The 14,775-nt window shown below is 40.3% G+C and carries 12 protein-coding genes; 6 read left to right on the top strand and 6 right to left on the bottom strand.

The annotated features are described in order from the left end of the window. Positions 1 to 5: 5 nt before the first annotated feature. The gene (locus tag JN11_RS08970) at positions 6 to 347 is read right to left on the bottom strand and encodes a HopJ type III effector protein (protein WP_144911798.1); all 342 of its coding nucleotides are present in this window, start codon (positions 345 to 347) and stop codon (positions 6 to 8) included. Between the two features lie 229 nt (positions 348 to 576). Here JN11_RS08970 and JN11_RS08965 point away from each other — a divergent pair, with 229 nt between their 5' ends. Then, entirely contained in the window at positions 577 to 1,707 is a 1,131-nt protein-coding gene (locus JN11_RS08965; RefSeq protein ID WP_144911796.1) for an acyltransferase family protein, read from the top strand. 22 nt (positions 1,708 to 1,729) lie between these two features. On the opposite strand, the gene JN11_RS08960 is transcribed toward JN11_RS08965, so the two are convergent. From JN11_RS08960 to JN11_RS08945, 4 genes are all read right to left on the bottom strand, one after another. Next, positions 1,730 to 3,181 carry a L,D-transpeptidase scaffold domain-containing protein gene (locus JN11_RS08960; RefSeq protein ID WP_144911794.1) on the bottom strand — a complete coding sequence of 484 codons (1,452 nt, stop codon included), beginning with the start codon at positions 3,179 to 3,181 and terminating at the stop codon, positions 1,730 to 1,732. Positions 3,182 to 3,356: 175 nt separating this feature from the next. After that, positions 3,357 to 5,930, bottom strand: a complete 2,574-nt coding sequence (gene mgtA / locus JN11_RS08955; protein ID WP_144911792.1) for a magnesium-translocating P-type ATPase — start codon at positions 5,928 to 5,930, stop codon at positions 3,357 to 3,359. Positions 5,931 to 5,969: 39 nt separating this feature from the next. Beyond that, positions 5,970 to 8,378 carry a phosphoketolase family protein gene (locus JN11_RS08950; protein ID WP_144911791.1) on the bottom strand — a complete coding sequence of 803 codons (2,409 nt, stop codon included), beginning with the start codon at positions 8,376 to 8,378 and terminating at the stop codon, positions 5,970 to 5,972. A 354-nt stretch (positions 8,379 to 8,732) separates the two neighbouring features. Further along, the gene (locus tag JN11_RS08945; protein WP_144911789.1) at positions 8,733 to 9,125 is read right to left on the bottom strand and encodes a hypothetical protein; all 393 of its coding nucleotides are present in this window, start codon (positions 9,123 to 9,125) and stop codon (positions 8,733 to 8,735) included. Positions 9,126 to 9,360: 235 nt separating this feature from the next. On the opposite strand from JN11_RS08945, the gene JN11_RS08940 reads away from it, so the two are divergent. From JN11_RS08940 to JN11_RS08920, 5 genes are all read left to right on the top strand, one after another. Further along, positions 9,361 to 10,548: a PAS domain-containing sensor histidine kinase gene (locus JN11_RS08940; protein WP_144911787.1), complete on the top strand. Its 1,188-nt coding sequence runs from the start codon at positions 9,361 to 9,363 to the stop codon at positions 10,546 to 10,548. After that, on the top strand, positions 10,545 to 11,591 hold the full coding sequence (locus JN11_RS08935) for a response regulator (RefSeq protein WP_144911785.1): 1,047 nt from the start codon (positions 10,545 to 10,547) through the stop codon (positions 11,589 to 11,591). The genes JN11_RS08940 and JN11_RS08935 overlap by 4 nt, the downstream gene beginning before the upstream one ends. An 81-nt stretch (positions 11,592 to 11,672) precedes the next feature. Beyond that, positions 11,673 to 12,116 carry a Rossmann-fold NAD(P)-binding domain-containing protein gene (locus JN11_RS08930; protein ID WP_144911783.1) on the top strand — a complete coding sequence of 148 codons (444 nt, stop codon included), beginning with the start codon at positions 11,673 to 11,675 and terminating at the stop codon, positions 12,114 to 12,116. A 10-nt stretch (positions 12,117 to 12,126) separates the two neighbouring features. Beyond that, positions 12,127 to 13,491, top strand: coding sequence for an oxygen-independent coproporphyrinogen III oxidase (gene hemN, locus JN11_RS08925; protein ID WP_144911781.1), 1,365 nt, complete (start codon positions 12,127 to 12,129; stop codon positions 13,489 to 13,491). 329 nt (positions 13,492 to 13,820) lie between these two features. Next, a complete protein-coding gene (locus tag JN11_RS08920; protein WP_144911780.1) occupies positions 13,821 to 14,225 on the top strand; it encodes a VOC family protein in 405 nt (134 codons plus the stop codon). A 138-nt stretch (positions 14,226 to 14,363) separates the two neighbouring features. Here JN11_RS08920 and JN11_RS08915 read toward each other — a convergent pair whose 3' ends face one another. Further along, positions 14,364 to 14,711 (bottom strand): hypothetical protein, encoded by a 348-nt coding sequence (locus JN11_RS08915; RefSeq protein WP_144911778.1) that lies wholly within the window; start codon positions 14,709 to 14,711, stop codon positions 14,364 to 14,366. Positions 14,712 to 14,775: the final 64 nt, after the last annotated feature.

Below are 14,775 nucleotides of genomic sequence, written 5' to 3'. Positions count from 1 at the left end.
ATCAGTTATTTGGGCAATAGCGCTTGCCCTTCAAACACCACACCCGGCCAACCATGAGCCATAAATTGCCTGATATTTTGGTGATCTGTTCCATCAGGATTATCTAACACCGAGCGGTAATGTTCAGCAAACAGGTAAAGCGTATCTTCTTTATTCAGGTTATTTATTTGGGCAAAAGCAAACACCTTCGCGCTGCCTTGATTTTGAGTGGCCTCATTAAATGCATCTCCGTTTTTAAAGGCTGTAGCCTGGTGTTGGTAGTAAGTTTCTATAAACTCAATTACACTTTTAAATTCAATTGCGTTTTCTTTCAGGCTTTTAATTAAAGCAGGTAACTGTTGTATCATTCAGAATATTTTTTTGACAAAGCTATATAAAAGTTTATACCGTATTGCCCAATATCTTCACCAAACTTGTTTGGCGAAATAATAGAATGGGTGGGTTTGCAATGCTGATTAAACATAATTATCTATTTGAGTATGTCCAAAAAGATAACTATGTTTATAAAAATAATCCTGTTGTCTGGTAACAGGTAATCAATCCAATATAAAACCTTTTATCCAATTATAATAAGCAATGTCAAAAACGCCTGCGTATTTGCAAACAAAAAGTCACTATGAAATCCTTGACGGATTGCGTGGCGTAGCTTCCATTTTAGTAGTTGTTTTTCACGTTTTTGAAACATACTCTGGCGACAGGTTCCACCAGATTATTAATCATGGTTACCTGGCGGTAGATTTCTTTTTTGTTTTATCGGGCTTTGTTGTGGCTTACGCGTATGACGACCGTTGGGAAAAGATGACCCAGTGGGACTTTTATAAACGCCGACTTATTCGTTTGCAGCCGATGGTTATTATGGGCAGTATAATTGGCGCGGCACTTTTTTATTTTCAAAGTTGCGGAGAATTTCCGCTGATAGCCACTACACCAGTTTGGAAAATGCTGCTGGTGATGCTGGTTAGTTGTACACTTATTCCTTTACCGACCTCTCTGGATATCCGCGGCTGGCAGGAGATGCACCCTCTAAATGGACCCGGTTGGTCGCTCTTTTTTGAGTATATTGCTAATATTCTTTATGCAGTGGTTATTCGCAGGTTCTCCAAAACACTGCTTACTATATTTGTAATCATATTTGCTCTTTTACTGATCAACTTGTTAGTATTGGGCCCGCAAGGCGATGTTATTGGCGGCTGGAGCCTGAATGCAACCCAGCTTAACATTGGTTTTACGCGTTTGCTTTATCCTTTTTTTGCGGGTATTTTGCTTTGGCGCATGGGCAAGCTGATCCACATTAAAAGCGCCTTTGCTTTTTGCAGCTTACTGATAATTATTGTTTTATTTATCCCCAGAATTGGTGGACCGGATCATCTTTGGATGAATGGTTTATACGAAGCCCTTTGTATCATTATCATTTTCCCGTTAATTGTATCCATAGGCGCTGGTGGCAACCTCACCGGTAAATATTCTATCAAAATCTGCAGATTTTTAGGAGCTATTTCCTATCCGCTTTATATCACTCATTACCCGCTTATTTATATGCATATTGCCTGGGTAAGCAACAATAAGGTACCGATGCAACAAGGCCTCTGGGTCGGATTGTTGCTGTTAATTGTAAGTGTAGCCATTGCATACGCATCATTAAAACTTTATGACGAACCCGTTCGCGAATGGTTAAAAAAACGTTTTCTGGTGAAAAAGGGAGCTTAAATATTTTGCAGTAAAACAAACCCTAACGCATTACTAAGTTTTGATTAACGTTATATAAAGCCATTTCTAAACTGTTATCCAGGTTATAGATATCTTTAAAGAAGATCAGGGCACCCTCCTTTACTGTACAGGTGAGATAGGTAACTTTTATGGGCATTTGTTTATTAAGCATAAAGGTTTCCCGTTTATAGTTAGTTACTGCTTCGTGCAGTGTGCCCAAATCTTTTCCTTTGCCATCATTTTTCAATAGCAAGCCTGCTAATTTCTCGGCATTATCAACCCAAATACATCCGCTACTGATGGCCCTGTCCTGTTGGTTAAAAAAGCCTTGTGCGGGCATATCATGCAAGTCCAATTCAAACGGGTTGGCAAAATGGAATACCAGGTTGCCCTGTGCCAAACTACAACCGGAAGCATGCCTTGCATAATAGGCATTGGGATGCTTTGCTATTTGTGCCAGATTATCTTTATTAACCACTATAAACTGGTTCTTTTTGTTATACACGGCCAGGTGATTGTTTTTGAGATAATTGGAGTCGTTTATCATATTCTGCAGTATTTCATCCACGAATACGCTTTGCAGCATCTTAACGTCAGGAGCTGTGGTAAAATAGCTGATAGTACTGTTAAACGTTGGGGTAGGGCTGGATATCTTACCAACGGCTACACGGAATTGATAAACAGTATCTCCTTTAAAAAACTGCAAACTATAAGATGGAATATTAATCTGTATAAAGCTGCTATCATCCATGTTTGCCCATCTTAAACGTTCCAGGTTAATGGCCATTTTCCTGATATCACTTTCCGGAATATCATAGCAATCACCGGTACGTAAACCGGTTAGCACTTTCATATGATATTGCAGATTACGGTATTCTTTTGATTTTGGCTGAACATTTTCTATAGCTGCTAAAAATTCATGTCCTCTTTTTAGCTGCAATGCTGTAAGTAAACTTACCTCAGCACGAAATCCGCCTTCAATTTCTGAATCAACCCTTACTGCAGAAAATTCAGGGTTCAATTTGCCGTAATGAAGGTTGTTTATTAGTGTAATCATGGCATCGGTAAGTATAATATCAAACCTTGCCTGCGCACTGATACTTAGTTTGCCTGGTGCATCTAAAATATTATATAAGTTATTATCTGATAATTCTTTGGGATGATAATCATTATGTGAAAGCCCATACTGTAATACACAATCGAGCAGAAGGATTGCCTGCCAGGTTTGCCCTTCTCCATTTTGTGGTTTGATCCAGGCTGGTTGAAAATTGATATGGTTATAAAACCGCTTTACACTTGCAGGATAATACAAGGACGCTGTTGTTGCATTAGCGTTTAACTGATGATGAATTTCGATTACCAGCGTACTATCTGAATGGGTAACTGATGCTGCATACGTAGCGGTAGTTGCTACCAGGATAATCAAAAGCATTATAAGCTTTAAGATTGGTATTGCACTGATGAGCTTTTTCATAACGTTTACTTTGATTATCTCAAAGTTGCGTTAAAACCGGTAGCTATATAATGACATCCGTCACGCAAGGCCCTGATTTACGACACAATAAAAATTTACCTACAAAAAGAATCCGGTGCCTGAGTTACCTAAAATGCACTTACAAGCCCATCATACCAGCTAAACCTTTTAGCTATTATGACGGGAGATTTAGCGATGGATATTTGAGCCTTTTTGAGTTTATGGCTTTTTTATAAAACCACCGTTTAGCCAATTCTGCACTGACTATGTAAGTTGCAACTATCAGCAGCATCAAGCCATAATAACTAAAAGGTACTCTTGTAAAAGCGAACCAGCGGGCCAGCGAGGTTACCGGAAATATCAGCACCAACAACAAAACCACAGCGGTAGCAATAGAAAGGTATTTACCGGGTAAGCTTTTAAAAAACGGTAACCGGGTGCGCACAACCAACACAATTAATGTGGCAGATATTACAGATTCTATAAACCAGCCGGTTTGAAAAACTTTTTCATTCGCTTTAAACACATAAAGTAAAACGCCAAAGGTAAGATAATCAAACACAGAGCTTAACAAGCCAAAAATGATCATAAACCGTTTTATAAAATTAAGGTCCCACCGTTGTGGCGACTGAATATTTATGTCATCAACCCGGTCAGTGGCTATGGCCATTTCGGGAAAATCAGTCAGCAGATTGGTTAGCAATATTTGCTTGGGCAATAGCGGCAAAAACGAAAGAAATAGCGAAGCCCCCGCCATGCTGAACATATTGCCGAAATTAGCGCTGGTAGCCATAAAAATATATTTCATGGTATTAGCAAAGGTTTTGCGGCCCTCAATAATTCCATCGGTTAACACACCCAGGTCCTGACTCAGTAAAACAATATCGGCAGCTTCTTTGGCCACATCTACGGCGGTATCTACAGATATGCCTACATCTGCCGTATGCAAAGCAGGTGCATCATTAATACCATCGCCCATAAAACCAACCACATTGCCTGCTTTTTTCAGGATGGAAATAATCCGTTCTTTCTGGTTGGGTTCAACTTCTGCAAAAATATCGGTTAAAGGTGCCTGGTGAATGAGCGCGGCATTGCTCATTTTTAACAATTTTGCTCCGGTGAGGATCTGCGGATTTTTAATACCTATCTGCAATGCAAGGCTTTTTGCCACCAGTGCATTGTCGCCGGTTATCAGCTTCAGCTTAACACCTAAATTGCCCATCTTAATAATAATGGCTTCAACACCAGCCTTAGGCGGATCAAAAAGGGTTACAAAACCTAAAAAGATCATATCCTTTTCGTCGTCCCTTGTAAAGTTTTGCGAGGCATCAGCAGGTTTATAAGCAACACCCAAAGTTCGGTAACCGGCTTCGCTCAATTCCTCATATTTTTTAAGGATGTTCTTTTTACAAGACTCCATATCGGTTACCGTCCCATCTTCCTTTTCAACACGGTTACATATGGATAAAATAACATTTAATGCTCCTTTGGTAATGGCCCGGTTTTCTGTTTCGTTTTTTACCTGGATAGTAAGGCGCTTACGGATAAAATCATAAGGAATTTCAGTTTGTACCGTATAAGTATTTTGGGCTCCCTTATAACCGGCACATATAGCTTCATCAATAGGATTATGAAACCCCTGCTGCAGGGAAGCATTGAGCCAGGCGTATTGTAATACCTTTTCACTATGCGCCCCACTAATGTTTAAAGTATCTTTAAGATTTACTTTGCCTACGGTTATTGTTCCTGTTTTATCCGAACAAAGGATATTCATGCTGCCGAAATTTTCGATAGAAGACAATCGCTTAACAATTACTTTTTGTTTGGCCATGCGCCTTGCTCCGGTAGCAAGGTTTACACTAATTATGGCAGGCAGTAATTGCGGCGTTAAACCCACGGCAAGTGCCAGTGAAAACAATAAAGAATCGAGCACGGGCTTATGCAGCAATACATTGATGGCAAAAATTATGATTACCAAAAGCAAGGTAATTTCCATCAGCATATAGCCAAACTTGCGTATCCCCCTTTCAAAATCTGTTTCGGGTGCTTTTGCTTGTAAACCGGCTGATATTTTACCAAATTCAGTTTGTATACCTGTTTTAACAACCAAAGCAGTTGCTTTACCGCTAATAACGTGCGAACCCATAAACAAGGTATTGACCCTTTTGGCCAGTGGCGTATCAACAGGCATTACGCAGGCACTTTTTTCTACCGGATAAGTTTCTCCGGTAAATGCTGCTTCATCCGTAAAAAGCTCCTGCGATGCAATAACAAGGCAGTCACCAGGAATAATATCACCAGCTGAAAGGATAACAATATCTCCCGGTACTACTTCTTCCATCGGTATTTCTGCTTTTTGACCGCCCCTTAAAACATCACAATGCAACTGCACTAACTTTAACAACTCCTTTACTGCATTAGCCGCACCCTTTTCCTGCCAAAAACCCAGAAAACCACTTATTAATACAATAATAAAAATTATGGATGTGTCTGCCACATCACCTAATGATGCCGAAAGCACAGCAGCAATTATCAGCAGTAAAGTAACCGGACTTTTAAATTGTGCCAGAAACAAAATAAAGGCCGACTTATTAGAATCAGCCTTTATTTTATTGGGACCATATTCCTTTATCCGGTTAACAGCATCCTGGTTGCTAAGTCCCTGCTCACTGGCAGATAATTGTTTAAATGCTTCCGCTTTGTCTAAATGCCAGAAACTGTTATTCAGATCAGCTTTAATTTCTAACATAAGCCAAAGTTTTATTAAGAGTAAGCGGGCCCTCCTGCATTATTTTGTTTCATCATTTAACTTACTCTCCCATTTCCAGTTCAGTATTTCGGGCATATCCTTGCCGTTGGCATTGATATAATGTTTGTGTTCTGTCAGTTTATCCAAGAGTTGCTGTTTAAGGTAAATTCCTTTGCTGCCACACTCAGGCAAACGGTCTATCACATCAATCACCAGGTGGAACCTGTCCATTTCGTTCAACACTGTCATATCAAAAGAAGTAGTAATTGTTCCTTCTTCTTTATAACCACGTACATGTATATTTTTGTTATTGGTACGGTTATAGGTTAAGCGGTGTACCAGCCAAGGATACCCATGAAAAGCAAAAATTACCGGTTTACTTGTAGTAAATAAAGCATCAAAATCCTTGTCGCTTAAACCATGAGTATGTTCTGTATTTTTTTCGAGTTTAAACAGATCAACCACATTAATTACCCTGATTTTTAGTTCGGGCAAATGTTCGCGCAGTAAGGTTACAGCTGCCAGTGTTTCCAGCGTTGGCACATCACCACTACAGGCCATAACTACATCAGGCTCGCAATCCTGATCGTTGCTGGCCCAGTCCCAAATGCCTATTCCACGGGTACAATGTGCAACCGCTTCATCCATTGAAAGCCATTGCGGAGCAGGATGTTTCCCGGCAACAATAACGTTAACGTAGTGATAACTGCGCAGGCAATGATCGGTAACTGATAACAGGCAATTGGCATCGGGTGGAAGATAAACCCGTACTATGCCGGCTTTTTTATTCACCACATGATCTATAAATCCAGGGTCCTGGTGAGTAAAGCCATTGTGGTCCTGCCGCCAAACGGTAGAGGTAAGTAAAATATTTAAAGAGGCGATATTACGGCGCCATGGTAGTTCGCGGCTTGCCTTTAACCATTTGGCATGCTGGTTAAACATGGAGTCCACAATATGAATAAAAGCTTCGTAACAGTTAAACAAGCCGTGCCTGCCTGTAAGCAGGTAACCTTCCAGCCAGCCTTCACATTGGTGTTCGCTCAGCATTTCCATAACACTGCCGTCGGTAGCAAGAAATTCATCATGCGGATCAACCGGGGCGTCCCATTGACGGTTTGTTGCTTCAAAAATAATATCCAACCGGTTTGACACCGTTTCATCTGGTCCGAAGATCCTGAAATTACGTTTTTGTTGATTTTCTTTGATCACATCCCGCAGGAGCCGGCCTGATACATAAGTATCTCCCTCGCCCCCGGCACCACGAAAAGGAACAGATACTGCATAGTTCCTAAAATCGGGTATACGCAAGTCACGTAATAGTTGACCACCATTGGCATGCGGATTTGCACCCATGCGGTGTTCTCCTTTGGGTGCCAGTTCGGCCAGTTCGGCTTTTAGTTTTCCATTTTCATCAAAAAGCTCCTCAGGTTTGTAGCTTTTCATCCAGTTCTCCAGTATTTGCAAATGTTCAGGAGGAGTTGACGCTGATACAGCCAGTGGGATTTGATGTGACCTGAAGTTTCCTTCTATTTTGTAACCATCAACCTCTTTTGGCCCGGTCCAGCCTTTTGGCGATCTTAATACAATCATTGGCCAGCGCGGGCGGTCATTATTTTCTTTGTCAAATGCGGCATTCTTTATCTCGCGGATTTGCTCAATAGCTTTATCCAGCGTAGCGGCCATAGCCTTGTGCATCAATTCGGGTTCATCGCCTTCTACAAAATAAGGTGTCCAGCCATAACCGAGAAATAGTTGTTCCAGTTCCTCATGAGATATTCTGGCCAAAACAGTTGGGTTTGATATCTTATACCCATTTAAATGCAGAATAGGCAATACCACACCATCAGTAGCCGGATTCAGAAACTTATTAGAATGCCAGGCGGTAGCTAAAGGGCCGGTTTCGGCCTCGCCATCTCCTACCACACAGGCTACAATCAGGTCGGGATTATCCAGCACTGCACCAAATGAGTGACTCAATGAATAACCAAGCTCGCCACCTTCATGAATAGACCCAGGCGTTTGCGGTGAAGCATGGCTGGAAATACCACCCGGATAAGAAAACTGGGTAAACAACTTCTTAAGCCCTTCTTCATCTTGCGTAATATTGGGGTAAACTTCGGTATAGGTGCCTTCCAGGTATGTGCTGCCAACAACCGCAGGCCCGCCATGCCCTGGACCGGAAACATAGATCATGTTCAAATCATATTTATTAATCACCCTGTTTAAATGGGTATAAATAAAATTTTGCCCCGGTGTAGTTCCCCAATGCCCAAGCAGCATATTTTTAACATGCTGCAGTTTTAAGGGTTCTTTAAGTAATGGGTTATCGCGTAAATAAAGCTGCCCCACCGACAAATAATTTGCCGCACGCCAATAGGCATCCATTTTTTTTATCAGGTCAGAAGATATCGTTGCGGTGTCAGTTTTAATCAATGCTGTTTCCATAGTAGTTTAATATTTAGCGTTGCATTATACTTGTATTCAATTTAGAGAACCCTGTACAAAATTAAAGCTGCAGGCAGGGGCTGAAAATGATAAGGCAATGGATAAAAAAATGACAAAAATCATTAATGCAGGTGCATTATGACCGATATGCATTTAAATATCCCCGGTTATTTAAAAAGACAAGAATTTAATGGTGAAATTGTTTTCACGACGATAAGGAAAAGAAATTAAACATTGTTAAAAACCTGAACAATGAGGATCAATGGCATAGCATTTCATAAGCGCATGGCTTCAAAAACTATAAACCTATTGTAAATTAAAGGGAAAGGGATAATACTAATTTATTTTATGGTCTTACTTTCTTCCATCCAGCAAAAGCCTGTATAGTTGATGCTTTATCAAACGGAATTCATTGGTTAGGTTGGTCATAAAACATTCCAATTTTACCTGGGTAGCCGTAATAGACTCAGCATCTTCAGCAATGATATCATCAGCCATTAGCTCCAATTGCCAAATCTGCTCAGAAAGCAGGCTTCTGGTTTCCCCATCGTCAAGCTTCAGTAAGTCTGCTTTTATTGCAGTTAATTGTTGCTGATGTTCCATATCCAGCAAATGCTGCTTATAATTATCAATTAAACGGTGCAGATAAGCAGCTTCTATTTTAAAAAATTCAAGATCAGACAACCATCGTTTTGCTAAAACATAGTATTGCAATGATCGGGCAGGCATTTTTATTGCTGTAGGCATATTAACTCGAGAATCCGTTTTTATTTTAATAATTGCTGTTGAGATTAAACCGTTGCCGATATTTCCATCCTTTAAAAACAAACCATCGGATACAATTACATTTATTGCAAGACTAATTAATGTGTAAAGCAGAAAAAATGACCATGATCACATTTATACGTGAAAACAATTATTTTTTATGCGATATTGAATGCTGATAATTGTGACGATTATCAATTGCAGATAGAACCTGTTTATGGAAAACACCGCACTTTTAAAAGCTATAATTGATAATGCTATTGATGGCATCATTACCATTGATGAACATGGCATTGTGGAATCTATAAACCCTTCTGCCTGTAAGCTTTTTTTATGTACACCTGATGCGGTTATCGGAAAAAACATATCGGTTTTAATGCCTCCGCCAGACAGGCAACAGCACGATGAATACATTCATCGCTATCAGCGAACAGGCGTTCCTCATATTATCGGTATGGGGCGCGAAGTAACAGGACTCAGAACAGACGGCACCACTTTTCCTTTCCGCCTTGGGGTAAGTCAGGTATCTTTCGCCAACAGGAAAATTTATACCGGTTTTATCCATGACTTGTCAAGAGAAAAGGAAGCAGAAGAACAGTTACGGGAATACGCTGCTCATCTGGAAGAATTAGTTGAAAAGCGTACACATTCACTTAAAGAAACGATACAGGCCTTGCGGCTTGCAAAAGAAGAAGTCAGTTTTTCGCTGGAGAAAGAAAAGGAACTGGGTCATTTAAAAAGCAGGTTCGTTTCTATGGCTTCGCACGAGTTTCGTACGCCTTTAAGCGCCATTCAGCTATCTTCTTCGTTAATAGAGAAATATGCATTACCGTATGATAACGACCATATCCGCAAGCATGTGGCCAAGATAAAAAACTCCGTTGGCAACCTTACAGCAATCTTAAATGATTTCCTTTCGCTGGAAAAACTGGAAGCGGGGAAGGTGGAAGTAAACTGTACCCCGTTTGACCTCGTGAAGCTAGCAGAAGAGATTACAGAAGAATTGCAGATGGTAGCCAAACAAAATCAAAGTATCCTGTATCAGCATACCGGTATCAGCAGTATTGTTAACCTTGATCAGAACCTGCTGAAAAACTGCGTAATTAACCTTATCACCAATGCCATTAAATATTCGGGAGAGGATACCTTTATTGAATTTTTAACAGAGATAACCAACAAGGATTGTATCATTACCATTAAAGATAATGGCATAGGCATTCCGGATACCGACCAGAAACATTTATTTGAAGCATTTTTCAGGGCACATAATACCGGCAATATTCCGGGTACTGGTTTAGGGTTAAATATTGTAGCCAGATATGCCCGTTTAATGAATGGACAGATTAAATTTAAAAGTAATATTAACCAGGGAACTATATTTACCATTACATTTCCAATATCATGAATAAAAAAGTATTGATCATTGAAGATAATAATGACATCCGCGAAAACGTGGTTGAAATTCTTGAGCTTGCCGGCTACCAGGTATTTGAAGCCAATAATGGAAAAACCGGCGTTGAACTTGCCACCAAAAACCTGCCCGACATTGTTTTATGTGATATTATGATGCCTGAGCTGGATGGCTACGGTGTTTTATACATGCTGAATAAAAATCCGGAAACCGCTGCCACGCCTTTTATATTTTTAACCGCAAAAGCAGAACGTGTGGATTTGAGAAAAGGCATGGAAATGGGTGCCGATGATTACCTGACCAAGCCTTTTGACGATATGGACCTGCTCAATGCCATTGAAAGCAGGTTAAAGAAAAAAGAGCTACAGCAAAATTTCTATAGTAAAGCGCTTGACAGGTTAAATAACCTGATAAGTAAAAACAATGGCCTTGCCGAATTGAAAAAAATTGTTCTTGAACGCAAAGGACGGCAGTTTAAAAAGAACCAGGTTATTTATTACGATGGTGACAAAGGAACCGGGCTTTATCTTATCATCAGCGGAAAAGTTAAATCCATCAGACTGGCTGAAGATGGCCGCGAGCTGATGACCGGTATTTATACTGAAGATGAATACCTGGGCATTAATGCCTTACTTGCTAACGAGCCTTATTCTGACACTGCCACCGCTCTGGAAGACTGTGTACTATGTCATATACCCAAAGACCAACTGGAGCAAATGATTAACCTTTATCCTGAAATTGCAAGGGAGTTTATTAAACTACTGGCTAATAACATCAAGGAAAAAGAGGACCAACTGATGCAACTGGCCTATTATTCTGTAAGAAAAAGAATGGCAGAGGCTATGGTACGTTTATCGCGCCAGCAAACCAATGAAAGTTTTAAAATAACCCGTGAGGACCTGGCAGCAATGGCAGGCATGGCCACCGAAACAGTTAGCCGCACCTTATCAGATTTTAAAGATGAGGGCCTGATTGACAAAAAAGGCAGCACCATTACCATTCTGGACCTCACACGCCTTTCTAAAATGAAAAACTGATTCAAATCATTTTTCTAACTGACCCTGCTCATTACCAGCCCCATTCATTAGCTATATTTTTGTTGAATAAATATATAGCTAATGAAAGCGGTAGCCTACAATATAAACCCTTTTGAGAGGGAATTCCTGGCAAAAGCCAATCAAAAAAAACATGACATCACACTGATTGCCAATCAATTAAGCTATGATACAATTAACTACGCTGATGGAAAAGACGCGGTTATTGTTTATGAAAATGGTGATATGACTACTGCTATTATTGAAAAACTGGCCAGTCTGGGTGTAAAATACATGGTAACCTGTTCCGCCCAAATGGATACAGCCAAAGGAGAAGCCAAAATAATTAATGGAATTAAGATTGCACATATTTCAGCAGACCTGTTACAGACGCGAACCCTTGATGCTTTACAGGAAATTGCTGTCCAAACTATCAGTAACCTTGATTTTTGGCAGCAAAATAAATGCTTAGGCGAAGATTGTGCCTGCGCAAAAGACTGCAAAACCATATTATCACGAAAAAACTAAACCTTATAAAATGCGCCCTGATTATTTAACAACCAAATATAATGTAGCGGTGCCCCGCTATACCAGTTATCCAACCATGCCCTATTGGGATACGGCATCGTTTGACACTGATCAATGGACAAAATCGGTGAAGCTGGCCTTTAAGGAAAGCAATGACAAAGAAGGGATAAGTTTATATATACACCTGCCATTTTGCGAAAACCTTTGTACCTACTGCGGTTGTAATACCCGGATCACCAAAAACCACCGGGTAGAAGAACCTTATATTGCAGCAGTACTAAAAGAATGGCAGCAATACCGCAACATTTTTGAAGACAGGCCGGTTATCCGCGAAATACATTTGGGGGGTGGCACACCAACGTTTTTTAGTGCAAATAACCTCCATAAACTGATAAATGGATTACTGGAAGGCGTGCACATTCACGAACATGCGGAATTTAGTTTTGAGGCTCACCCCGCCAACACTACTGTAGATCATTTGCAGGTTTTGTTTGACCTGGGTTTTAGGAGGCTGAGTCTTGGCATACAGGATTTTGATCCCAAGGTGCAATTCATCATCAACCGGCATCAAACCTTTGATCAGGTGCAGACTGTTACCTTGCAAGCCCGCAGAATTGGTTATACCTCCGTAAATTATGACCTGATTTACGGACTACCGCTGCAAACCCTTGATGGCCTTATTAATACCATGAAAATTGTAAGTGGCTTAAGACCAGATAGGATTGCCTTTTACAGCTATGCCCATGTGCCCTGGTTAAAGCCCGGACAACGCAGGTTTACAGAAGATGATCTTCCCGATCCGGAAATGAAGGGAAGGCTGCATGAGATAGGCAGGAGCCTGCTTACCACTTATGGCTACCAGGAAATAGGTATGGATCATTTTGCCCTGCCGGGCGATGTGCTGCTGGAAGCAGAACAGTCAGGAAACCTGCACCGTAATTTTATGGGTTATACCCAACAACATACCCAACTGATGATTGGCCTTGGTGTTTCCTCTATCAGTGATTCATGGTATGGCTTTGCACAAAATGTAAAAACGGTAGAAGAATATTTAGCACTGACCAGTGCGGGTGAGTTACCGGTAATGAAGGGGCACCTGCTGAGTGAAGAGGACCTTATTTTGCGCAGGCATATACTGGATATTATGTGCAAGGGGCATACTTTATGGCGTAGCACAGAAGGGCATCTAGAAGCCCTGTTTGACGGATTGATAAGGTTGCAGGAACTGGAGAATGACGGATTGATTGAGCTTAGTACGGAAGGCGTGCAAGTTAAGCCAGACGGCAAACGTTTTCTCAGAAATATATGCCTGTGCCTTGACGCACGTTTATGGGCCGATAAACCAACCACACAATTATTCAGTATGGCCATATAAAAAATACCAAGTAAATTTTATCAATAACGTGTTAAACCGCTAAAGTATATTTAAGATGCTTTAGCGGTTTATTATTTTCAATGGGTACTGATAAACTGAGCGCTTGCTTACAGCATAATCATTTAACAATCAGACATTTTTTGATTTTCGCGAATAAAAATTAAATCACCATCATCATTAATACAAGATTTTAAAACAGATTTGGTAATGTCCAAAAATTGATGGAAATTGCTCAAAAGATTGTGCATAAAGAAACATTTAGCATCAATATAATACACAAATCCTTTTCCATTTTTATATCAATTTTTAATCATACAACACTTTCAAACATGAAAAAAGTAACGGGCCTGGGCGGCGTATTTTTTAAATGCGATAATCCGAAAAGCATGAACGAATGGTACACCAAAAACCTTGGATTGCCAACCGGTGAATACGGCGTAACGTTTGAGTGGCGGGAGGACGAGAATCCGTCTATAAAAGGATCCACATCCTGGTGCACGTTTCCGCAGGATACCAAATATTTCAACCCATCGACTAAACCATTTATGATTAATTACCGGGTGGAGAATCTCCTGGCACTGGTAGAAGAACTAAAAAAGGACAACGTGACCATTGTTGATGAGATTGCAGAGTATGACTATGGAAAATTCGTTCATATACTGGATCCGGAAGGGAACATTATCGAGCTTTGGGAGCCAGCAGATGAATCGGATCAGGAGAATGCGGCAGGATAAACTATAATTCAATTATTGGATATAGCAATGGGTTCTGAAACTCATTACTATATCCGATATGATGGAATATATTTTCCGTGTTGGTTTTTAATCATCCAACACGGCATATTAATAAATGTTAAGGCTTTAAAATAAGGTTTAAAGCGCAAAAATGGCAAGCATCAACAAGTTTACTGCAACGCCTGCAGCAAACAGATATATGATAGTTTTTACGCCTGCATTACTCATACCGGCAATAATATTGGCAAAAAACAAACCCAGTGTAAAAATCAAAATATAGGCCGGTGCATTAAAACTGTATATAAGCACTGCGGGCATAGGCAGGAAAAACACTCCCTGAACCATCATAGAAATTAAGAACCAGGCAGTTGTATTTTTTTCCTGGCTATTAATAAATGTAGTCAGTTTATTTTCAGGCTGATCAGCTTTTAATTGTGCTTTAGTCTTTTCGATCCAATTGATTTGAGCGTTTAATGTAGTCTCCATGATTGATAAATTTTTATTATCAAAAATGCCACTAATACGCTAAGCCATCCATGATCTTATACCT

It is taken from the genome of Mucilaginibacter frigoritolerans (genome assembly GCF_007830615.1).
Lineage (GTDB): Bacteria > Bacteroidota > Bacteroidia > Sphingobacteriales > Sphingobacteriaceae > Mucilaginibacter > Mucilaginibacter frigoritolerans.
Note: the sequence above shows the minus strand (reverse complement) of the source record. Positions and strands in the feature narration are given on the sequence as shown.

Coding starts and splice junctions, on each gene's coding strand:
- JN11_RS08920 (WP_144911780.1), top strand. CDS start 13,821: ATGAAAAAAGTAACGGGCCTGGGCGGCGTATTTTTTAAATGCGATAAT.
- JN11_RS08960 (WP_144911794.1), bottom strand. CDS start 3,181: ATGAAAAAGCTCATCAGTGCAATACCAATCTTAAAGCTTATAATGCTT.
- JN11_RS08930 (WP_144911783.1), top strand. CDS start 11,673: ATGAAAGCGGTAGCCTACAATATAAACCCTTTTGAGAGGGAATTCCTG.
- mgtA (WP_144911792.1), bottom strand. CDS start 5,930: ATGTTAGAAATTAAAGCTGATCTGAATAACAGTTTCTGGCATTTAGAC.
- JN11_RS08970 (WP_144911798.1), bottom strand. CDS start 347: ATGATACAACAGTTACCTGCTTTAATTAAAAGCCTGAAAGAAAACGCA.
- hemN (WP_144911781.1), top strand. CDS start 12,127: ATGCGCCCTGATTATTTAACAACCAAATATAATGTAGCGGTGCCCCGC.
- JN11_RS08965 (WP_144911796.1), top strand. CDS start 577: ATGTCAAAAACGCCTGCGTATTTGCAAACAAAAAGTCACTATGAAATC.
- JN11_RS08935 (WP_144911785.1), top strand. CDS start 10,545: ATGAATAAAAAAGTATTGATCATTGAAGATAATAATGACATCCGCGAA.
- JN11_RS08940 (WP_144911787.1), top strand. CDS start 9,361: ATGGAAAACACCGCACTTTTAAAAGCTATAATTGATAATGCTATTGAT.
- JN11_RS08950 (WP_144911791.1), bottom strand. CDS start 8,378: ATGGAAACAGCATTGATTAAAACTGACACCGCAACGATATCTTCTGAC.
- JN11_RS08945 (WP_144911789.1), bottom strand. CDS start 9,125: ATGCCTACAGCAATAAAAATGCCTGCCCGATCATTGCAATACTATGTT.
- JN11_RS08915 (WP_144911778.1), bottom strand. CDS start 14,711: ATGGAGACTACATTAAACGCTCAAATCAATTGGATCGAAAAGACTAAA.